The organism is Candidatus Pseudoscillospira sp. SGI.172, assembly GCF_050313575.1.
Classification (GTDB): Bacteria; Bacillota; Clostridia; order Oscillospirales; family Oscillospiraceae; genus Vermiculatibacterium.
Genome location: NZ_JBNPLQ010000015.1, coordinates 1 through 19,309 on the forward strand (window position 1 = coordinate 1; position 19,309 = coordinate 19,309).

Annotated in this window: 20 protein-coding genes; all 20 read right to left on the reverse strand. The window is 64.9% G+C overall.

The window, feature by feature from the left end; all coding sequences use genetic code 11:
* A partial coding sequence (locus ACQRD3_RS07260; protein WP_427780685.1) for a sodium-dependent transporter occupies positions 1–1,118 on the reverse strand: 1,118 nt, incomplete at its 3' end.
* A gap of 128 nt (positions 1,119–1,246) precedes the next feature.
* Entirely contained in the window at positions 1,247–2,725 is a 1,479-nt protein-coding gene (gene spoIVA / locus ACQRD3_RS07265) for a stage IV sporulation protein A (RefSeq protein ID WP_427780687.1), read from the reverse strand.
* Between the two features lie 13 nt (positions 2,726–2,738).
* Entirely contained in the window at positions 2,739–4,262 is a 1,524-nt protein-coding gene (locus tag ACQRD3_RS07270) for a DUF3794 and LysM peptidoglycan-binding domain-containing protein (protein WP_080908056.1), read from the reverse strand.
* A gap of 199 nt (positions 4,263–4,461) precedes the next feature.
* Positions 4,462–4,617 carry a hypothetical protein gene (locus ACQRD3_RS07275; protein WP_198933296.1) on the reverse strand — a complete coding sequence of 52 codons (156 nt, stop codon included), beginning with the start codon at positions 4,615–4,617 and terminating at the stop codon, positions 4,462–4,464.
* Positions 4,618–4,703: 86 nt separating this feature from the next.
* Positions 4,704–5,351: a thiamine diphosphokinase gene (locus ACQRD3_RS07280; protein ID WP_080908055.1), complete on the reverse strand. Its 648-nt coding sequence runs from the start codon at positions 5,349–5,351 to the stop codon at positions 4,704–4,706.
* Positions 5,336–6,214 (reverse strand): ribosome small subunit-dependent GTPase A, encoded by an 879-nt coding sequence (gene rsgA / locus ACQRD3_RS07285; RefSeq protein WP_427780690.1) that lies wholly within the window; start codon positions 6,212–6,214, stop codon positions 5,336–5,338. Before rsgA ends, ACQRD3_RS07280 begins: the two co-directional genes overlap by 16 nt.
* A complete protein-coding gene (gene pknB / locus ACQRD3_RS07290; RefSeq protein WP_080908053.1) occupies positions 6,214–8,241 on the reverse strand; it encodes a Stk1 family PASTA domain-containing Ser/Thr kinase in 2,028 nt (675 codons plus the stop codon). The genes rsgA and pknB overlap by 1 nt, the downstream gene beginning before the upstream one ends.
* Positions 8,242–8,255: 14 nt before the next feature.
* Positions 8,256–8,990 carry a Stp1/IreP family PP2C-type Ser/Thr phosphatase gene (locus ACQRD3_RS07295; RefSeq protein ID WP_427780692.1) on the reverse strand — a complete coding sequence of 245 codons (735 nt, stop codon included), beginning with the start codon at positions 8,988–8,990 and terminating at the stop codon, positions 8,256–8,258.
* Positions 8,987–10,015 carry a 23S rRNA (adenine(2503)-C(2))-methyltransferase RlmN gene (gene rlmN / locus ACQRD3_RS07300; RefSeq protein ID WP_427780694.1) on the reverse strand — a complete coding sequence of 343 codons (1,029 nt, stop codon included), beginning with the start codon at positions 10,013–10,015 and terminating at the stop codon, positions 8,987–8,989. Before rlmN ends, ACQRD3_RS07295 begins: the two co-directional genes overlap by 4 nt.
* A gap of 16 nt (positions 10,016–10,031) precedes the next feature.
* Positions 10,032–11,348, reverse strand: coding sequence for a 16S rRNA (cytosine(967)-C(5))-methyltransferase RsmB (rsmB, locus tag ACQRD3_RS07305; protein ID WP_427780696.1), 1,317 nt, complete (start codon positions 11,346–11,348; stop codon positions 10,032–10,034).
* On the reverse strand, positions 11,348–12,271 hold the full coding sequence (fmt, locus tag ACQRD3_RS07310; protein ID WP_427780698.1) for a methionyl-tRNA formyltransferase: 924 nt from the start codon (positions 12,269–12,271) through the stop codon (positions 11,348–11,350). The genes rsmB and fmt overlap by 1 nt, the downstream gene beginning before the upstream one ends.
* Positions 12,272–12,276: 5 nt before the next feature.
* Entirely contained in the window at positions 12,277–12,786 is a 510-nt protein-coding gene (gene def / locus ACQRD3_RS07315; protein WP_080908048.1) for a peptide deformylase, read from the reverse strand.
* Between the two features lie 13 nt (positions 12,787–12,799).
* A complete protein-coding gene (gene priA, locus ACQRD3_RS07320; protein WP_427780700.1) occupies positions 12,800–15,274 on the reverse strand; it encodes a replication restart helicase PriA in 2,475 nt (824 codons plus the stop codon).
* A gap of 66 nt (positions 15,275–15,340) precedes the next feature.
* A complete protein-coding gene (gene rpoZ / locus ACQRD3_RS07325) occupies positions 15,341–15,541 on the reverse strand; it encodes a DNA-directed RNA polymerase subunit omega (RefSeq protein ID WP_080908046.1) in 201 nt (66 codons plus the stop codon).
* Between the two features lie 5 nt (positions 15,542–15,546).
* A complete protein-coding gene (gene gmk, locus ACQRD3_RS07330) occupies positions 15,547–16,155 on the reverse strand; it encodes a guanylate kinase (RefSeq protein WP_080908045.1) in 609 nt (202 codons plus the stop codon).
* Positions 16,152–16,421 carry a DUF370 domain-containing protein gene (locus ACQRD3_RS07335; RefSeq protein WP_080908044.1) on the reverse strand — a complete coding sequence of 90 codons (270 nt, stop codon included), beginning with the start codon at positions 16,419–16,421 and terminating at the stop codon, positions 16,152–16,154. Before ACQRD3_RS07335 ends, gmk begins: the two co-directional genes overlap by 4 nt.
* A gap of 21 nt (positions 16,422–16,442) precedes the next feature.
* Positions 16,443–17,309, reverse strand: coding sequence for a YicC/YloC family endoribonuclease (locus ACQRD3_RS07340; protein ID WP_427780703.1), 867 nt, complete (start codon positions 17,307–17,309; stop codon positions 16,443–16,445).
* Positions 17,310–17,414: 105 nt separating this feature from the next.
* Entirely contained in the window at positions 17,415–18,008 is a 594-nt protein-coding gene (locus tag ACQRD3_RS07345; protein ID WP_080908043.1) for a DnaJ domain-containing protein, read from the reverse strand.
* A complete protein-coding gene (locus tag ACQRD3_RS07350; RefSeq protein ID WP_427780705.1) occupies positions 18,005–18,880 on the reverse strand; it encodes a DUF5685 family protein in 876 nt (291 codons plus the stop codon). The genes ACQRD3_RS07345 and ACQRD3_RS07350 overlap by 4 nt, the downstream gene beginning before the upstream one ends.
* A gap of 2 nt (positions 18,881–18,882) precedes the next feature.
* The gene (locus tag ACQRD3_RS07355) at positions 18,883–19,308 is read right to left on the reverse strand and encodes a SoxR reducing system RseC family protein (RefSeq protein ID WP_080908041.1); all 426 of its coding nucleotides are present in this window, start codon (positions 19,306–19,308) and stop codon (positions 18,883–18,885) included.
* Position 19,309: the final 1 nt, after the last annotated feature.

Here is a 19,309-nt window from a genome sequence, read left to right on the forward strand (position 1 = left end):
CACTTGCCCACGATGTCGCCGTTTTCAATAAAGACGCCCACCACCGCGGCCAGGAGGACGATGGTGATGCTGGCTTTTTTCCGGGAGAACTTCAGCCGCTGCTGGAGGGCTTCCACCGGCGTTTCAAAGAGGTTGACGATGGAGGTCAGGCCGGCAAAGAGGATGGCGATGAAAAATACAATGGCGAAGAGCCGTCCGCCCGGCATGGACTGGAAGATGGCGGGCATGGTGATGAAAAGAAGCGGAGGGCCGGAGGCCGGGTCAAAGCCGAAGGCAAAGACCGCCGGGATGACCACCAGAGAGGCCAGGATGGCCGCCGTTGTGTCGAACACCGCGATGTTCTTGGCGCAGTTGATGACGTTCTCGTCCTTGGACAGGTAGGAGCCGTAGACCACGGTGCCCGACCCGGCCAGAGACAGGGAGAAGAAGCACTGCCCCAGGGCGTAGATCCAGGTCTGTGGATTCAGAAGATATTCCCACCGGGGAACGAAGAGGTAGCGGTAGCCCTCGATGGCTCCGGGAATGAAAGCCACCCGGATGGCCATGAGGAAGAAGAGGATGAAGAAGAGCGGCATCATAACCTTGTTGATTTTTTCAATGCCCGCCGTTACACCGGCCACCATGACCACCAGCGTGATGACAAGGCCCAGCATGTGCCACCCCACACTGCCGAAGCTGCCCACGATCTGTCCGAAGTATTCGCCCGTGGACTGGGCGGTCATCATGCCGCCACCGATGGCTCCCCACATGTAACGCAGGACCCAGCCGATGATGACGGCATAGCCGATGCCCACCGCCATGGAGCCGATGACCGGCAAAATTCCTATGTTTTTGCCCTTTTTCTCCCGGAGGGTGAGGGCCTTGTGGAAGGTGCCCAGAGGTCCTGCCTGGCCCCAGCGGCCAAAGGCGATCTCCCCCGCTACGCCGGTAAAGCCCAGTACGCCGGCACAGATGAAATAGGCGATGAGGAAGGCCGCTCCGCCGTATTTAGCGGTCCGGTAGGGGAAGGCCCACACATTGGCCATTCCCACCGCCGAACCGATACAGGCCAGAATGAACCCCCATCGGTTGGAGAATTGCTCTCGCTGCTCCCCTGCGGGCAGCCTTTCGTCGGACATGGATGACTCCCCTTTCTAAAAGCTCATGACTCTCCCAAACAGGTATCCATCTCTGCCCCTCCCGTTTCACCTCCCCGGGGCCAAACAACTTGGAAAGCGCCCCGCCGTTCGCAGCGGGGCGCTTTTTCTCACAGTATGATGCAGATGAGGCCGCCCGATCCCTCGTTGATGACCCTCTGGAGAGTCTCCCGGAACTTATCCCGGGCGTCGTCGGGCATGCGCTTGAGTTTGGCGTTCAGGTCCTCCCCCACCAGCTCATGGAAGGACTTGCCGAAGATGTTGGAGTCCCAGATTTTGGCGGTGTCCCCCTCAAACTCTTGGAGCAGGAAGCCCACCATCTCCTCCGACTGCTTTTCGCTGCCCACGATGGGCGAGACCTCGGTCTCGATGTCGGCCCGGATCATATGGATGCTGGGGGCGGATGCCTTCAGCCGGACTCCGTAGCGCCCCCCCTGCTTGACGATCTCCGGCTCCTCCAGCTTCATCTCCTCCGCTCCGGGAGCCACGATGCCGTAGCCCGTCTCCCGGACCTGCTGAAGGGCGTCGGAGACCTTGTCGTACTCCTTTTTCACCCCCGCCAGCTCGGTGAGCAGGCTCATCAGGTCTCCGTCGTCCGAGATGGTGAAGCCGGACTGGGCGGAAATGGTGTCGTAGAAGAGACTGCGGGGCAGCTCCAGAGCGGCGGCGGCCAGACCCGCGCCCAGGTTGATGGAGGTCACCCGGGCGCTGCTGACGCTCTCGCAGCCGCCGATGGCGGCCATGGCTCCCTCCACGTCCCGGATGCGGCGCATCCCGGCCGCGCCCTGCCGGATGGCGGCATAGAGTTCGTTTTTGATGGGGTGGTCGTAGGGCAGCGCGTCCACCCAGGGGGGCAGGAAGAGATCCAGCTCTTTGACGGGGAACTCGTAGAGCACTCCCTTGATGATGGAGGTGACGTCGTCCTCGTCCAGCTCCAGGCAGTTACAGCGCATGCAGGTGACGTCATAGCGGTCCATGATGTCGGCCTGGATGGCTTTGGCCCGGTCGGACTGGGGATAGGCGGAGTTCAGCAGGACCAGGAACGGCTTTCCCAGGGCCTTGAGCTCGGTGATGACCCGCGCCTCAGCCTCCAGATAGTCCTCCCGGGGAATGTCGGTGATGGTCCCGTCGGTGGTGACCACGATGCCGATGGTGGAGTGCTCCGCAATGACCTTTCGGGTCCCCAGCTCGGCGGCCTCTGTCATGGGGATGTCGTGGTCGTACCAGGGGGTGGTCACCATCCGGGGCGCGTCGTTCTCCATCTGGCCCGTGGCCCCGGGGACCATGTAGCCCACGCAGTCGATGAGCCGCACGGCGAAGGAGGCGCCGTCGGCCATCTCCACCCGCACCGCCTCCTCGGGGACGAACTTGGGCTCGGCGGTCATCACTGTCCGGCCCGAGCCGCTCTGGGGCAGTTCGTCCCGGGCCCGCTCCCGGCGGTAGACGTTTTCGATGTTGGGGATCACTAAGGTCTCCATAAAGCGCTTGATGAAGGTGGATTTTCCCGTCCGCACCGGGCCTACCACACCGATATAGATATCGCCGCCGGTGCGCTGGGCGATATCGTCATAGAGTTTATTTTCTTCCATATTCCTCTCCCCCTTACCGTTTCCTGGGAATCAGCAGGAGCCTGCCCGCCGCCGCGGCCTCGTCCTCCAGCTCATTGGCGCTGATGATGTCCGCGATGGTGGTGGCGTAGGCTTTGGCCACATCCCACAGCCGCTCCCCCTGCTCCAGCATCCGCAGGACCAAAGAAGGCTGCTCCCCTGTGCTTTCCCGTGGCTCTCCGGGCTCCAGGGAGGAGAGGGCGGTGATCTGCTGACGGCTCTGGGCGCGGTAACGGAAGTCCAGTGTAAACCGGGCCTCCAGTCCTCCGGCCGAAGGGGCGGCGTAGACCTCCCCCACCCCTTCGCACTGGCAGAAGCACTGGCACTCCTCCGGCACTTCCAGGGCACAGGGCACGGAGACCTGCCGCTGGGCGGCGTAGAGTGCGCCGTCCTCGCCGGTGTAGAGAACGTTCACCTCCGCCTGGGCGGTGAGGATGAGCTTCTCCCCTTCCCGGCTGCGGACCACCTGGCCCACCGCCAGGCGGCAGTCGGTGACCTCCCGGACCGCCGTTCCGGTCTCCCAGATTTCCCGGGCGTTCTGACTGCGGATGCCGCCGTCCACCCGCCGTGCCATAGGATAGGTCTCCCACCGGGCGTTCAGGGGCCGGCCGGTGCTGTACGCGTCGGCCAGGACCTCCAGCGTCCGGGGTTCCCGGATCACCGCCTGGGCCACCAGGTCCAGGGAGGCAGTCACCGTCCGCCCCTCCCCGCCGGTCAGGGCACAGTCCCCGCCGGAGAGGGTGAGGAGGATGTCGCAGTCGGCTCCCTCCCCCACGCCGGAGACCTCCATGATCTGGGAGAAAGGCAGTTCTCCTCCCGCGGCATACACACCGTCGTCCTCCCCGCGGTAGAGCAGACTGACATCGGCGCTCCCCTTAAAGATAAGCTTGTTTCCGATGATCTTGGACTCCCCCCGGCAGAGGACGATCCGGCTTTTCAGCAGCTCTGCGGCGGCGGGTTTGCTGGCGGAGAGGGCTACCTCTTCGGAGAGGGAGAAGGGCTTTTCCTGGACACAGGCGGTGAGGTAGACCTCCTGGGTCTCGGTGAGCTGTTCCACGCTCCGTTCCGCGGCGTCCGGCACCTGACTGCAAATACTTTCCGCCATGGGGGAAAAGACGGTCACATCCACCGCCGCCTCCGCCCGCACCAGTACTTTTCTGGGATTGACCGCCCGGGTGTCGGCCCGGCGGAGCCGGGCACAGGCCGTCACCGAGCAGCCTGGGCCGATGTCCTTTCCCTCCGCGCAGGCGCGGAAGGGGATGGAAACCTCCAGGTGCCGCATCCCGCTCTCTCCGTCAGGCAGATAAAGGACGCAGGCCCGGATCGTCCCTGTCAGCTCCACTCTGCCCTCCATGGCCTCTTTGCTCCGCAGCAGGACCTTGCCGTCGGTCTCCACCACGCGAAGGATATCGGGGCAGGCGTCCGGGACGATCATCTCCAGAGTCTCCTCCTGGAAAAGTGTCGTGTCCAGCAGGGCCTCGTATCCGTTCAGCTGCGTCCTGTCCAGTTCTAATTCCATAAGCGCGTTCCACTCCTTGTACAGGCATCCCGCCTCGTTTCTTCTGTGCATCTATATGTCCCCGGCGGGTGGGGTATGCCTGACAGCCGGGCAAAAAAGAGGGGAGGACAATTTGTCCTCCCCTCCACAGCTCACTTGACCCCGAAAATGCTCTTTAGGATCCCCCGCAGGGCTTTGGGCGACTTCACCACCACGATCTTCAACGCCGCTCACCCCCCTCCAGAAGGTCCCGGATGTAGTCCTGACCCTTGTAGCCCAGCGCAAGCCCCAGTCCCAGCGTGATGAGGCTGGCGGGGTAAAGCAGCACCGCGATCCCGCCGGTGCAGGCCGCGGCCAGGCCCAGATTGTGTTTCATCTCTTCCGACAGCAAAAAAGCCGCCCCCCTTCTATTCCGGATAACCCAGTATACGAAGGAGGGCGGCCGTTGGTGCGGCCTTTGATTCAGTTTGTGTTCCGTTTCCGGCTGCGGATGACCAGCATCCGACCGGATTCGGCGGAGAGACAGGCCTCCTCGGCCGTGATCTCATTGCTCACGGTGAGCGTGTCGCCCCGGGTGAGGGAGGCCCTCTCCAGAGGGTACTTCACCCCCCGCAGGGTGAGGCCGGAGACCGTCCGGTCCAGGGGGATCAGGGAGAGAAAGCGGTAGTTCTCGTCCCGAGGGAGCGTCAGGGACGCGCCATCCCAGAACCGTACTTCGTTCCCCTCGTCCAGCAGCAGGCCCTCTCCGCCCCGGTCGTGGACCCACTCCAGCAGCGCCAGGTTGGCGGCGGTCTGATCCAGCCGTCCGCCCACGCAGCCGCAGAGCACCAGCCGGACAAACCCCCGCTCCAGGGCCAGCCCGGCGGCCGCCTGGAGGTCGGTGAGGTCCTTTTCCGGCGGCAGGGTCACCGAGGGGATGCCCGCCTCGGGCCGTCCTCCGGAGTCCCAGTCCCCGATGAGGAGATCCGGGACGTATCCGGCGGCCCTTGCGCAGTGCACCCCGCCATCGGCGCAAATCACCAGCCCCGGATCGGGGCAGTAAGTCCTGAGATAGTCCCAGCGCCCGGAGGGTACGCTGCCGAAGAGCAAAGCGGTCATTTCCGCCCCCATTCCGGCACCTCCTTCGCCTGCTCGTAGAGGCGCACATAGCTGGCGTGCCGGGTGGGGGAAATCTCCCCTGCCGCCAGCGCCCCAAGAACTGCACAGTCCTTTTCCTTTACATGGGCGCAGCCCACGAACCGGCACCGGTCCAGGTAGGGGGCGAACTCGCGGAAGGCGTACTGGAGCTCCTCTGGGGCGCAGCCCACCCCGTCCTCCTCTTCAAAGGAAGAGAAGCCCGGCGTATCGGCCACCACGGTCCCGTTTTTCAGGCGGAAGAGCTCCACGTGGCGGGTGGTGTGCCGCCCGCGGCCCAGCTTTTCGCTCACATCCCCCACCTGGAGCTGAAAGGTAGGTTCCAGAGCGTTGAGAATGCTGGACTTCCCCACGCCGGAGTTCCCTGTAAAGGCGCAGACCTTTCCGGCAATCAGACGGGAGAGTTCTTCCATTCCCTCCCCTGTTTCGGCGCTCACCCGGAGGGTGGGGAACCCGGCCCGGCAGTAGGTCTCATAGAGGTCGGCTGGCTGCTCCAGATCCCACTTGTTGAAGCAGATCACGCTCTCACAGCCCCGGCGCTCGGCCATGGCCACCACCCGGTCGATGAGGAAGGGATCGGTGATTGGGATGGCCCCGGAGGCCACAACCACCAATAAGTCGATGTTGGCCACCGCGGGGCGCTGGAACTCGTTTTTCCGGGGGAGCACTACGTCCACGGTACCCGAGCCGTCCGCCCGGGCGGTCACCTCCACCCGGTCCCCCACCAGAGGCTTCACCTTCTCGTGGCGGAACTTTCCCCTGGCCCGGCAGGTGACCGTCCCGCCGCCGCAGTCCACGTAGTAAAAGCCCGACAGGGACTTAAAAATAATTCCCTCCATCACGCGGAAAAGTCCAGGGAGTAGCTGCGGGCCTGGCTGCCGTCCAGATAGATGACGACCTCCTGGACGCCGCTGCCCTCCACGGTGTACCGGGCGATGCGCATCTTGGTCTCCACGGTGTCATTGACCTGATCCGCGCCGCCCACGGTGATCCGCACATTGACGGTCTCACGGTCGGTGGGCAGGTCCACCACCACTTCCTTCCGGGTCACGGAAGGCCCTGCGGACGGGGTCTCGGCGGCGGGGGCGCTCTCGGAGGCCTCCGGGGGCTCCTGTGCCTCGGGGCCGGTGCTCACCTGGAGGTTGATGACGGTCCCCGCGGGAACGGAGGTGCCGTTGGGGGTGCTCTGGTAACAGACCAGACCCTCGGCATAGCTGTTGCTGGGCACCGGGTCCACTTTTCCAAGCACGAGGCCCAGGTCGGCGATGGCCTTGGTGGCCGCCTCCAGGCTCATACCGGTCAGGGTGATGACGGTCGCTCCCTGTGTGTCGGGGCCAAGGCTTACCACCAGTGTGACGGTCTCACCCTTCTCCACGGAATCTCCCTTCGCGGGGGTCTGCGAGATGACATGGCCCTTGGTGACTTCATCGGAGGTCTCTTCCTTCACCTCCACCACCAGACCCATCCCCTCCAGCTTGGCGGCGGCCACCCGCTGATCCTGATTGTAGACGTCCGGCATGGTGAGTCCGCCCCGTCCGGCGCTGATGTCCACGGTGATCTCCCGTCCACCCTCCTTGACGACCTCCTCGGCTGCGGGGGTCTGGGAGATGATCTGTCCCGCCTTCACGGTGTCACTGAGCACCCGCTTGCCCTCCACCACGGTGAAGCCATTGTCCCGGACTTCCGGCAGAGCCTGGGCCTCCTCCAGCGTGTATCCGGCCAGCCGTGGGACCACGTAGGTCTTGCCTCCCATCATACCGCTGAACACGGTGACCCATAGGAAGGCGCCGATCCCTGCCATGCAGAGGATCAGCGCAGCCACGATGACAAAGGCCCGGCGGCCTCCGCCCTCCGCGTCCTCGTCGTCGTCCGGATCCTCCGGCTCCCGCCTGGGCGCAGGGCGCTCGCCCTCGTAGCGTTCAGCGTGAACCGGGCGGCCGGAGACGATCTGGGGGGTGTTGGCCCCGATGACCTGGGTGGGCTCGTCCCCGTCTCCGGCCAGCAGGTCTGCGGCGGTGTAGTCGAAGCTGATGTTGGGGTTTTTCCGAAACTCCTCCAGATCGGCCAGCATGGCGTCGGCGGAGACGTACCGCTTTTCCAGATCGGAGGCCATGGCCTTCATGGTGATGGCCTCCATGGCCTCGGGAATGGAGGGCTCCACCTCCCGGGGGGAGAGGGGGATGGAGTTGATGTGCTGGATGGCCACCGCCACGGGGGAGTCTCCCTCGTAGGGCAGGCGGCCGGTGAGCATCTCGTAGAGGACCACGCCGGCGGAGTAGATGTCGCTCCGGGCATCGATCCGGCTGCCCCGGGCCTGCTCAGGGGAGATATAGTGAACCGAGCCCAGGGCCTCCTGGGTCATGGTGTTCTGGGAGGCGGAGGCCAGCCGGGCGATGCCAAAATCGGCCACCTTCACACTGCCGTCCCGCAGTACCATGATGTTGTGGGGCTTGATGTCCCGGTGGATGATGCCCCGGCTGTGGGCGTGGGAAAGCGCCTTCATGATCTGAGTGATGAAATGGAGGGATTCCTTCCAGGACAGCTTGCCCCCTCTCTTTTGCATATACTGCTTGAGGGTGATCCCCTCAATGAGCTCCATCACAATATAATCCAGCTCCGGAGAGCGGGAGACGTCGTACACGGCCACGATATTGGGGTGGGAGAGCATGGCGACGGCCTGGGACTCCTCGTGGAACCGGCGGCGGAACTCCTCGTCCTGGGCCAGATCCTCCTTTAGGATCTTTACGGCCACAAAGCGATTGAGCCAGTGGCACTTGGCCTTGTACACCACGGCCATGCCGCCGGAGCCGATGCGCTCCAGGATCTCATATCGATTGTCGAGTAATTTCCCTATGTACTGATCCATAGTTCATTACCCCCTTACGCAATTTGGATGAGGACGGCGGTCACATTGTCCGGCGCCCCCCTTGACATGGCCACATCCAGCATCCGCTGGCAGCAGCTCTCCGGTGTGCCCCCGTGGAGCACTTCATAGAGCATTTCCTGATCGGTCAGGGTGTTGGACAGCCCATCGGTACACAGCAGGAGAAACTCCTCCTGGTCCAGCTCCACCTCATAGAGGTCGGTGCGGGAGCGGGACTCGGAGCCCAGCGCCCGGGTGATGAGATTTTTCTGGGGGTGCTGGCGGGCCTGCTCGGGGGTGATGTCCCCCCGGTGGACCAGATCCTCCACCAACGAATGGTCCCGCGTCACCTTGGAGATGCCCTCTTCACCGATGTGATAGGCCCGGCTGTCTCCGATGTTGAGCACCTGGGCCTTCTCTCTCCCGACCACGGCGGCCACCATGGTGGTGCCCATTCCGCGGCACTCAGGTTCCCGGGAGGCCTTATGAAACACCGCGTCGTTGGCCAGGGCCGCGGCCTGGGTGAGATGTTCTCCCGGGGTGCGCAGCAGCTCTTCGGGCGGCAGGTTCTCCAGATAGTCGGAGGCCACCTCCACAGCCAGGGAACTGGCCACATTGCCCGCTTTGGCGCCCCCCATGCCGTCGCAGACCACCGCCACCACCAGGGACTCCCCCAGAGGTTTTAAGTAATATGAATCCTGGTTCTGGGCGCGTACCGCGCCCTTGTCCGTGATCCCCCAAGCTCGTATCATTCCGCTTCTTCCTCCATGCGCTTGCGCCGCAGCTGGCCGCAAGACGCGTCAATATCACCGCCCAGCTTCCGCCGGACGGTGGCCGTCACTCCCTGGCTTTCCAGGCGCTCCTGGAACTGACGCACCCGCCGGCTGGGCTTGAGCGGGCTCTCCGCCACGTCGTTGAGGGGGATCAGGTTCACATGTCCCGGCGTCCCCCTCAGGTGCCGGACCAGCAGGTCGGCCTGCCAGTCGGCGTCGTTGACCCCGTCGATCATGGCGTATTCGTAGGAGATCCGCCGCCCGGTAGTCTCAAAATACCTCCGGCAGCAGGCAAACAACTTCTCCACCCCCACGCTCCGGTTCACCGGCATGATCCGGGAGCGGGTCTCGTCGTCGGGGGCGTGGAGAGAGACCGACAGGGTCAATTGTAACCGATATTCAGCCAGTTTGTCAATTTGTTCCACCAGTCCGCAGGTGGACAGGGAGATGTGCCGCATCCCGATATTCATCCCCTCCGGGCTGTTCACCAGCTCCAGGAATCGGAGCACCGTCTCCAGATTGTCCAGCGGCTCCCCGATCCCCATGAGGACGATGTTGGAGATCTCCGCCCCGGAGTCCAGCTGGGTGAAGAGCACCTGATCCAGCATTTCGGCGGGCGTCAGGTTCCTCACCTTGCCCCCGATGGTGGAGGCGCAGAACACACAGCCCATCCGGCACCCCACCTGGGAGGAGATACACACAGTATTCCCATGGTGATAGCGCATCAAAACGGTCTCCACGCAATTCCCGTCGCTCAGCCGCCAGAGATACTTGATGGTGCCGTCCAGCCGGGAGATCTGTTTGCGCTCCACCGTGGGAACGGTGAGCGCACAGGCCCCGGCCAGCTTTTCCCGCAGGGCCTTTGGGAGGTTGGTCATCTCCTCAAAAGAGGCCGCGCCCCGGTGGAGCCACTGAAAGATCTGCCCCGCCCGGAAGGCGGGCTCCCCCAGCTCCTTCATGAGCCCTTCCATCTCGGCTCTCGTCATGGATTTCAGATCGATCAATTCCGCTGCTTCCTCCCTACGCCCTGCGCCGCAGCCGGGCAAAAAAGAATCCGTCGGTGCCGTGGCGGTGGGGCCACAGGGTCGCCATGCCCTCCGACCGGCCCACGGGGGCGGGCAGGTCAAAGGGCTCAAGTATAAAGTTTTTTTCCTTGTCCAAAAAGCCGGAGACCACGTCCTCGTTTTCCCGGGGGAGCAGGGTGCAGGTGGCGTAGAGCAGCACCCCGCCGGGCCGGACGTACTGGGCCACGTTAGCCAGGATCTCCCCCTGGACCGCCGGAAGCCCCGCCAGAGGGGCCGGGTCCTTGTAGCGGATGTCCGGCTTCTTGCGGATGATGCCCAGGCCTGAGCAGGGCACGTCGGCCATGACCAGATCGAAACGCCCCTCCAGCGCCGGGTCGAAGCGCTTGCCGTCCATGACGGCGGCCTCCACGCATCCCAGGCGCAGCCGTTCCGCCCCCGCCTCGATGAGCCCCCGCTTCCGGGGATGGATGTCGCAGGCGAGGATATTCCCTTTCCCCCCCATGGCAATGGCGGCGGCGAAAGTCTTGCCCCCCGGGGCGGCGCAGGCGTCCAGCACCCGGCTCCCCGGCGCGGGGGCGGCGGCCAGTACGGCCAGACGGGCGGCGGCGTCCTGGATATAGAACTTCCCCGCCCGGAAGGCCTCCAGCGCCTCCAGATCCCCCGTGTCCTCCAGCTCCAGGCAGCCGGACAGCCAGGGGTGGGGCCGGACGATGAGCCCGACGGCGGTCAGCTCTTCCGCCAGCTCCTCTGTGGTGGTGAGCAGGGTGTTCACCTGGGCCTGGGTGGAGGGCTGGGCGTTGTCCGCAGCCAGCAGGGCCTCGGTCTCTTCCCTTCCAAGTGCATGGGTAAATTCCTTTACAAGCCAGTCAGGGTGGCTGTAACGGACCGCCGGGTCGTCAGGCTGGGGCAGTCCCGCCTTCAGGTCACGGGCGGCGGCGCGGAGCACGGCGTTGACCAGCCCGGCCACCCGGGAATTGCGGCTGTGCTTCCGAGCCAGCGCCACGGACTCGTTGACGGCGGCATGGACGGGGACCCGGTCCAGAAACAGGAGCTGGTAGAGCCCCAGCCGCAGCGCCCCCCGCACGGCGGGCTCCATCTTCTCCGGGGGTATGGTGGAGAGCCGGGCCAGGTGCCAGTCCAGCAGCCGCTCATTTTGCAGCACGCCGAAGGTAAGGCAAGTGCACAGCCCCGCGTCCCGGCCGTCCAGCCCCGCCCGGCGGATGGCGCTGCGGAGATAGCTGTCCGGCCAGGCCCCCTGCTTCTCCCCCGCCGTCAGGCAGCTCAGGGCCACCTCCCGGGCCGACGGGGCCATCAGAGGACGCTCCCCGCTTCCACGGGATGGCCCCGCAGATAGTCCGCCGCGCGCATCCGCTTGCCGCCGTCGGGCTGGAGCTCCAAAATCCGCAGGGCGGTATCGCCGCCGCAGGCAATCAAAATGCCGTTTTTCCCCGCCTCCAGCACGGTCCCCGGTCCGCCGGAGCCGCGCTCCGCGGCGGTGGCAAAGATCTTACAGCGGACGCCGCCCACCCGGGCGGTGGCGGCGGGCCAGGGGATCAGGCCCCGCACCTGATCGTGGAGGGCCTGGGCACTCCGGGAGAAGTCCAGAGGCGAGAGCTCCTTGCCCAGCATGGGGGCCAGGGTGGCCTGCTCTTCCTCCTGAGGGATCCGCTCCGCGGTCCCGGCCTCGATCCTGGCCACCGTCTCCGCCAGGAGCGCTCCCCCCAGCTCGGCCAGACGGGCGGTGAGCTCAGGCGCGGTCTCGTCGGGGCCGATGGGAGCGGAGGCCTGGGCGATGATGTCCCCCGCATCCAGCGCGGCGGCCATGTGCATGATGGTGACGCCGGTCTCCCCGTCTCCGTTGAGGATGGCCCAGTTGATGGGGGCCGCCCCCCGATACCGGGGCAGGAGCGAGGAGTGGACGTTGATGCAGCCTTTGGGCGGGCAGTCTAGAATGTCCTGGGGCAGAATGCGGCCGTAGGCCGCCACCACGATGAGCTCGGGCGCCAGCGCCCGGATCTGCTCCAGCGCCGTCCCATCCCGGAGCTTCACGGGCTGGAACACGGGGATTCCATGCGACAGGGCACATTCCTTTACAGGCGTTGGCTGGAGCTTCATTCCCCGGTTTTTGGGCTTGTCAGGCTGGGTGAATACCCCGCACACGGTGTGGCCCGCGCCGAGAAGGGCCTCCAGGGAGGGCACCGCAAAGTCAGGAGTGCCCATGAACAGGATCCGCATCGACCTCACCGGCCCTTTCTCTTCTGCTTGCCCTCTTCTTCCATGAGCTGGTCCAGCTCTTCGGTGGTGTAGAGCTTGTCGGCGTGTTCGGTAAAGACGTGACCGTCCAGATGCTCGGTCTCATGGCAGAAGCACCGGGCCACAATCTCCTCGCCCTCGGCCTCAAACCACGTTCCCGTCCGGTCCTGGGCCTTTACCCGCACCTTCATGGGCCGTTTGACGAAACCGTAGTAGCCGGGCACGGAGAGGCAGCCCTCCAGGCCGTCCTGCTCTCCCTCCTCGGCGAGGATCTCGGGGTTGACCAGCTCCAGCATCTGGTCGCTGCCATCCACCACTACCACGACCCGGCGGAGAATGCCGATCTGGGGAGCGGCCAGGCCCGCCCCGTTGGCGTGGGCCAGAGTCTCCTTCATGTCGTCCAGCAGCAGCCCCAGCTTGGCGTCGAACCGGGTGACCGGGTGGCACTTTTTGTGGAGCGCGGGGTCCTTGTCGGTGAGTATCTCTCGAATGGCCATGATGTTCCTCCTGTCAATTCATGGGGTCCACGTCCGCGGTAACGGACAAGCCCCGATTTTTCCGGTCCGCCTGAGCGCAGCGCACCAGGTGGGCGACCAGCTCCCGCGTGGGGCCGGTATTCTCCGCCATCAGAGTCAGACGATACCGATAGCGGTTGTTCACTTTCGCAATGGCTGCCGGGGCGGGGCCCAGCACCTGACAGCCCATGTCCCGGTAGGGCGGCGCGGTGAGCCAGCGGCGCAGGGTGTCCCGCAGGAAGGCGCATACCCGGAGAGCCTGTCCCTCCTCCGCTCCCGACACGGTGACCACAAAGAGGGAGGCAAAGGGCGGACAGCTCCGCACCCGGCGCAGTCCGATCTCCTGGGCGTAAAAGCGGTCGTAGTCCTGGTGGGCGGCCGCCTGGATGACATCGTTTTCCGGCGTGAAGGTCTGGATGATGGCCCGCCCCGTCTTGCTGCCCCGGCCCGCCCGGCCCACCACCTGAGTGAGGAGGGAAAAGGTGCGCTCCCCTGCCCGGTAGTCGTCCAGGTAGAGGCCCTGATCGGCGGAGATCACCCCCACCAGGGTGACGTTCTCAAAATCCAGGCCCTTGGCCACCATCTGGGTACCCACCAGGATGGGCACCCGCTCCTCCCGGAACCGGCGGAGCAGCTCCTCGTGGGAGCGCCCGGCGGTGATGGTGTCCGCATCCATCCGCAGCACCTCCGCCCCGGGAAAGAGTTCCCGGAGGGTCTCCTCCACCTTCTGCGTCCCAGCTCCCACGAACTCCAGCGCCCCGCCGCATCCGGGACAGGCGTCGGGCATGGGCTCGGAGTGGCCGCAGTAGTGGCACATGAGCCGGTGGTTGGCCGAGTGGTAGGTGAGATAGGCCGAGCACCGGGGACAGGTGGGCACCTGGCCGCAGCTGACGCAGGTGGCCATGCGGCTGGCCCCCCGGCGGTTGAGGAACAGGATGCTCTGCTCTCCCCGGGCCAGGTTTTCCTCCAGGGCCTGCCGCAGTGGAAGGCTCAGTGGGGTGCGGTTCCCATCCCGCAGCTCCTCCTTCAAATCGGCCAGAAAGACCTGGGGCAGGGCCTGCTCATTGTAGCGGTGGGCCAGGGTGAACAGGTGGTAGTCCCCCTGCCGGGCGCGGTACATGCTTTCCACCGAGGGGGTGGCCGAACCCAGTACCAGCAGCGCCCCACTCCGGCCCGCCCGGTATTTCGCCACGTCCCGGGCGTGATAGCGGGGGACGTTTTCCGACTTGTAACTCCCCTCCTGCTCCTCGTCCAGGATGATAAGTCCCAGATCCTTCAAAGGGGCGAACACCGCCGAACGTGTGCCGATCACCACCCGGGCCCTCCCCGCGCGGACCCGCTTCCACTCGTCGTAGCGCTCCCCTGCCCGGAGGGAGCTGTGGAGCACCGCCACCTCCGCGCCGAAGTGGGCGGTGAAGATGGCCATAAGCTGCGGGGTGAGCGCGATCTCGGGGACCAGGGTCAGGGCGGTTTTGCCCCTCTTAAGTGTTTCCTGGATGAGGCGGAGGTAGACCTGGGTCTTACCGCTGCCCGTCACGCCGTAGAGAAGGGCAACGGCGGCTCTGCCGGCCCGGGCCAGGCTGTCCAGGCCCTCGAAGGCCCGCTGCTGCTCCTCGTTGAGGCAGATGGGCCCGGCGGGCTTTTCCGGCTTGGGGGCGACGCGTCGAAAGACCTCCCGCTCCCGGACGGCCACCAGCCCGCTCTTCTCCAGAGAGCGGAGGGTGGCGCCGGACGCACCGGTGAAATAGCACACCTCTTTGGCCGACGCCTCCCCGATCCCCGCCAGCAGCTCCACCACCGCGTAGCGCAGCGGGGCCGACCGGCGGCGTGGGATCACCTGATCCAGTGCCTCCTCCGGCGGGACCGCCAGAGACACCAGCCTCTCCTTTTTGTCTCCCACGCCCCGGGAGGCGCTGGTCTCCAAGACCAGGACACCCTTTTTCAGCAGGGCGCGCAGGGCGGGCCCCGGATCCCGCGTCCCAAAGGCCGCCCGAAGAGCGCCTGCCTCCAGTCCGTTCCGGCGGGCGGCAATCAGCTCCACCGCCCGCCGTTCGTTCTCAGCCTCCCCCGCGGCCTCCAGCGCCGCCGCCGGTTCCCAGCCATCGGCCAGGCGGTAGCAGTCCTGAAGGGAATAATAGAGTCCGGCGGGGAGCATGGCCCGCGCGGCGTCGTACACGGTGCAGAACCACCGCTCCCGGACCCAGAGGGCGGTTTGGAGTCCCTCGGCGTCCAGCACCGGCTCCTCATCCAGGCAGGCCAGCACGGACTTGAGCGGCTTTTCGGGCGGCTCCCCGTGCTCCTCCACCGCCAGCACGATGCCCTCGATCCGCCGGTTCCCCGCCCCGAAGGGCACCACCACCCGCACACCGGGAAGGGCGCCGGTCAGCCCGGCGGGGATCAGGTAGTCATAGGGCTTGTCAATGGCGTAGGTAGCCGCCGAAAGCGCGATTTTTGCGATTTGAACCGACATCGGCGTCTCCCCTCTTATCCTGGAAAAGGCAAGCGGTCTGGCCTGGGGCCACCGCTTGCCTTCTTGTTAGGTCTCTTCCTCAGAGGGCTCCACCTCTCCGTGAGCCACTTCGATGAGCGCCAGGGTGACGGGCTTTTCGTTGAGGGGGTAACCCTCCTCCTCGGCCTGGCCGGCAATCTCCCGGGCCCGGTGGGCCACCACGTTCACCAGCATGTAGCGGCTTGGGACCTGTTTTAAAAGGTCGTGCATGGCAGGTTCGAGCATCATAAGAATCAAACTCCTTCGACTAAATTCAGGCGATATTTGGTGCGGCATCCCTCGGCCGTCAAAATGGCCGCGATCTCCGCGGCGGCGGCGGACACCTTGTCGTTGACCACCAGGAAATCGTAATGCGGGATCTCCTTGTACTCCTCCCGAGCCTTTTTGAGCCGTCCTTCGATAACCTCCTCGTCATCGGTGTTCCGGCCGTGAAGGCGCCTGGAGAGCTCTTCAAAGGAGGGGGGAATAATGAAGATGAGAACGGCGTTGGGACACTTCTCACGCACCTTGGCCGCGCCTTGGACCTCGATATCCAGCAGCACGTCGATCCCGGCGGCCAGCTTCTCCTCGATCAGCCTGAGTGAGGTCCCATAGTAATGATCCACGTACCGGGCGTGCTCCAAAAATTCTCCCCGTTCGATCATGGCCTCAAACGTCTCCTGAGAGACGAAGTTGTAATTGATCCCGTCCGCTTCGCCCACCCTGGGTTTGCGCGTGGTGAAGGAGACAGAAAAATAGATGTCCGGCCTCTCCCCCAGAAGCTCCGAAATCACCGTGCTCTTCCCCACCCCGGAAGGTCCGGAGAGCACGATGAGCTGGCCCCTCTGTTTCTTTCGTATCACGTGGCCTCTTCCTCCTCGTTGATCTCGGTCTCTTTTCCGCCCGCGCGGCCCGCCACCGTCTCCGGCTGAAGAGCGGAGAGGACGATATGGTCACTGTCCATGATGAGGACGGCGCGGGTGCGGCGGCCGTAGGTGGCGTCGATCAGGTTGCCCCCGTCCCTCGCCTCCTGCACCATTCTCTTGATGGGCGCCGAGTCAGGTCCCACGATGGCGATCAGATGGCCGGCCGAGACCATATTTCCAAATCCCACATTGATCAGTTTCATTCTCGCCGCCCCTTTTCCTTCTCATTCCAGATTCTGGACCTGTTCCCGGATTTTTTCGATCTCCGCCTTGATGTCCACCACCATGCGGGCAGTCTCCACGTCGTTGCACTTGGAGCCGATGGTGTTGGCCTCCCGGTTGAATTCCTGAATGAGGAAGTCCAACTTCCGGCCCACATTCCCGCCCTGAGCCAGCATGGTCCGAAGCTGGGACAGGTGGCTGCGCAGACGGACAGTCTCCTCGTCCACAGCCACCTTGTCGGCATAGATGGCCGCCTCGGTGAGGATACGGCTTTCGTCGATCTGGGTACTGCCCAGCACCTCCTGGAGCTTGGCAGTCAGCCGGGCGCGGTAGTCGGCCACGATGCCCGGGGCGCGGAGCTCCACCTGGGCGGTGAGATCCTCGACGGTGTCAGCCCGGCTCCCCACATCCTCGGCCAGACGCTCGCCTTCCCGGCAGCGCATGACGTCAAACTCGTCCAGTGCCTTGGACAGCGCCTCCAGAAGCCCGGCGGACGCCTCCTCCCGGTTCTCCTCCGACCGCTCTACCAGGAACACGTCGGGAAAGCGGGAGAGCAGGGAGACCGAAATATCGTCGGCCAAACTGTATGTGTCGGAAAGCTCCCGCAGCGCCCGGTAATAGCCGTCGGCCACGCCCCGGTTGAGGGTGACGGAGATCCCGCCGTTCTCAGACGGCCCTACGGTGAAGTAGACCTCCACCTTTCCCCGGCTGACTCTGGCCTGGACGGCGGATTTGACGGCGTCCTCCGCGAAAGCGTACATCCGGGGCAGCTTCACCGTGCAGTCCAGGTAGCGGTTGTTCACCGACCGGACCTCGGCAACGATGGTATGTCCGTTCCAGATACTCTCTCCCCGGCCGTATCCGGTCATACTCTTGACCACAGATTCCGTCCCCTCTCCAATATCATAAAATGAGCCGCAGAAGGTTTTCCTGATATTATACCACAGGTGCGGCGCCTTGAAAAGCGGCTTTTCTCAGCAGCAGGGGCTGGCGCAGCTGATGCACATGCAGGTGGTGCATGGGTCGCACCCGGCGTAGCCATAGCCGGCGGGGCGGTATCCGCTCCCCCCCTGCTGCATCATGGATAGAGCCTGCCGGTACTCGGCGTTGGCTGGCTCCATGGAGCAGGCGGTGCGGAAATGCTGCGTGGCCTCGTCCAGCCAGCCTTTCTGATAGGCGATGTAGCCGGTCAGGAAATGCCATTCGGCGTCCTGCCTGGGGGCGGTGCGCAGCAGCTGCTCGGCCTGGGGGATGTTCCCGATGTTGATCTGCTGGCGCACCTGGGCGTAGAGGGCGTCTCCGCCGGTGTACTGCTGCTGATAGGTATACTGCTGCTGTTGCTGCTGATACCCGCCCGCCTGCCGCTGCCCTCCCCCGCCGGAGCGGGAGCGGGTGATGGTGTGATAGGCCTCGTTGATCTCTTTCATCTTTTCCTCGGCCAGATCGGCCAGAGGATTGTTCTGGTAGTTATCCGGATGATACTTCCGGGCCAGCTCCCGATAGGCGCGCTTGATTTCCTCGTCGCTGGCGCCGGGGTCTACGCCGAGTACGCTGTATGGATCGTTCATGGGCCGTTTCTCCTGTGTCTCTTTTGATGGTCCCGCCACCGGCCGGAAAAGACCAGTTCTTCCACCCCGGGGAGACCGCTGTATAAAATATTTTCCATAACCGGCTGCCAGCGGTTTCCCTCCAGCAGCTGAAAGGCTGCTCCGGCCAGTGTCAGTGAGTGATCCATGCTTCCCCGCAGATAGAGCCGGTCCTCCTCGGTCCAGTCAGGAAACCGGGCGGCCACCGGGTTGTAGCGACCGGCCTTCCGGTCCTCCGCCAGATCGTCCACTGCGTCAATGAGGTAGATCCAGCGCCCCAGATGGTAGAGCAGCTGCCCCACAGCCCGGTCCCGGGGCGCGGAGCCCGTCCGGGGAGCGGCAGCGCTCAGGAGCCTTGCAAAGCAGTCCGCCGTCCGGTCGATGGAGGGGCATCGCTCCTCCTCCAGAGCCCGAAGCTCTGTCAGGCGGAGGGATACGGCGCGGTCAAAGTCCGGACATTCCAGCCGTGCGCCCCGGTAGGCGGGCCCCAGGCAGAGGGCCAGAAACCGGGCGGCCATCCGGGCGAAAAAACCGCCGTCGGCCAGTGTGTCCCGAAGCTTCCAATACGTCAGCACCACGCTCTCGTCCGCGGCGGTGTCCAGCCAGCGGCTCTCCCCGCAGGCCGGTTTTCCTTTGATCGGGTGGAGCATGCACCGGCGGCACAGGGCGGTGCAGGGTACGTCTCCGGGGGCCAGCAGCATAGCGAGAAACGCGAAATCGTAGTTGAGAAACAGCCGGGAGAAAGACCCTCTCCGCCGTCCCAGTGTGCGGCACAGCCCGCAGTAGGCCGCCTCATAGTCGGCCAGCCCCGCCGCGTTCAGGGTGTCCCGCCGGGCTCTGACGTAGCCGAACACCCTCAATCCTCGATGGAGACGATTTTAAAGGCCACGGAGTTGTGGTGCTTGCGGTAGCGGTCCAGCACCAAGGCGCACAGAAGGCCGAGGGCAAAACCCGCGCCGCCCAGGGCAATGGAGGAACCCTCCGCCCACCCCAGGACGCCGCCCAGGAAATAACCCAGGAAAAAGAGAACGAAGGGAACGATATAGAGGATGACCGCCGCCCCCAGGATGCTGGAGGTGGCGCTCTCCACGGTAACGGTGTCCCCGGGCTCGGCCCCGGGCCCGTTTTCCGCCACCACCACGATCTCAGGAGCGTTCTCCATCATACTGCAGTGGTCGCAGGAGCCGCATTTGTGGGCGCTGGCGCAGGCCGAGGCCCTCCGCACCATCACTTCGGCATATCCCGGACGGGCCGGTCGAATCACTTTCGCTGTTTGCTTCATA

What these genes read in the sequence shown, in the direction of transcription:
- spoIVA (WP_427780687.1), bottom strand. Translation starts at nt 2,725, where the DNA reads ATGGAAGAAAATAAACTCTATGACGATATCGCCCAGCGCACCGGCGGC.
- ACQRD3_RS07270 (WP_080908056.1), bottom strand. Translation starts at nt 4,262, where the DNA reads ATGGAATTAGAACTGGACAGGACGCAGCTGAACGGATACGAGGCCCTG.
- ACQRD3_RS07275 (WP_198933296.1), bottom strand. Translation starts at nt 4,617, where the DNA reads ATGAAACACAATCTGGGCCTGGCCGCGGCCTGCACCGGCGGGATCGCG.
- ACQRD3_RS07280 (WP_080908055.1), bottom strand. Translation starts at nt 5,351, where the DNA reads ATGGGGGCGGAAATGACCGCTTTGCTCTTCGGCAGCGTACCCTCCGGG.
- rsgA (WP_427780690.1), bottom strand. Translation starts at nt 6,214, where the DNA reads ATGGAGGGAATTATTTTTAAGTCCCTGTCGGGCTTTTACTACGTGGAC.
- pknB (WP_080908053.1), bottom strand. Translation starts at nt 8,241, where the DNA reads ATGGATCAGTACATAGGGAAATTACTCGACAATCGATATGAGATCCTG.
- ACQRD3_RS07295 (WP_427780692.1), bottom strand. Translation starts at nt 8,990, where the DNA reads ATGATACGAGCTTGGGGGATCACGGACAAGGGCGCGGTACGCGCCCAG.
- rsmB (WP_427780696.1), bottom strand. Translation starts at nt 11,348, where the DNA reads ATGGCCCCGTCGGCCCGGGAGGTGGCCCTGAGCTGCCTGACGGCGGGG.
- fmt (WP_427780698.1), bottom strand. Translation starts at nt 12,271, where the DNA reads ATGCGGATCCTGTTCATGGGCACTCCTGACTTTGCGGTGCCCTCCCTG.
- def (WP_080908048.1), bottom strand. Translation starts at nt 12,786, where the DNA reads ATGGCCATTCGAGAGATACTCACCGACAAGGACCCCGCGCTCCACAAA.
- priA (WP_427780700.1), bottom strand. Translation starts at nt 15,274, where the DNA reads ATGTCGGTTCAAATCGCAAAAATCGCGCTTTCGGCGGCTACCTACGCC.
- rpoZ (WP_080908046.1), bottom strand. Translation starts at nt 15,541, where the DNA reads ATGATGCTCGAACCTGCCATGCACGACCTTTTAAAACAGGTCCCAAGC.
- ACQRD3_RS07335 (WP_080908044.1), bottom strand. Translation starts at nt 16,421, where the DNA reads ATGAAACTGATCAATGTGGGATTTGGAAATATGGTCTCGGCCGGCCAT.
- ACQRD3_RS07340 (WP_427780703.1), bottom strand. Translation starts at nt 17,309, where the DNA reads ATGACCGGATACGGCCGGGGAGAGAGTATCTGGAACGGACATACCATC.
- ACQRD3_RS07345 (WP_080908043.1), bottom strand. Translation starts at nt 18,008, where the DNA reads ATGAACGATCCATACAGCGTACTCGGCGTAGACCCCGGCGCCAGCGAC.
- ACQRD3_RS07355 (WP_080908041.1), bottom strand. Translation starts at nt 19,308, where the DNA reads ATGAAGCAAACAGCGAAAGTGATTCGACCGGCCCGTCCGGGATATGCC.